The organism is Flavobacterium potami, from assembly GCF_020026915.1.
Lineage (GTDB): Bacteria > Bacteroidota > Bacteroidia > Flavobacteriales > Flavobacteriaceae > Flavobacterium > Flavobacterium potami.
This window is the reverse complement of the sequence record NZ_JAINUY010000103.1, coordinates 1-264: the sequence shown is the minus strand read 5'-3', so window position 1 is coordinate 264 and position 264 is coordinate 1. Positions and strand designations below refer to the sequence as shown.

General features: G+C 38.3%; 1 pseudogene. It reads right to left on the bottom strand.

Annotated features, from left to right (window positions below):
• Window positions 1-244, bottom strand: a pseudogene (locus K6T82_RS24900) (HlyD family secretion protein); the annotation flags it as partial.
• Window positions 245-264 lie beyond the last annotated feature (20 nt).

Here is a 264-nt window from a genome sequence, read left to right as displayed (position 1 = left end):
CTTTTACCAGAATAGCTTCAATACGGCCCGAAGATTTCGAGACGATTTTCTCCGGCGGAATATTGGTTGTAATGACGATTTCTGTTTTGACCACGTCAGGATATTTTACAAACCAGGAAACAAAAAACAGCATGACTATAATGCCAAATATCAAGACCGTTCCCCATCGAATCATCCAATGTGGTACTTTGGTCAGAATGTCCTGAACCTCTTCACTTCTTAATTCAAATGTATCTTCGTTCATGATTAATTTCCTAATTGCAA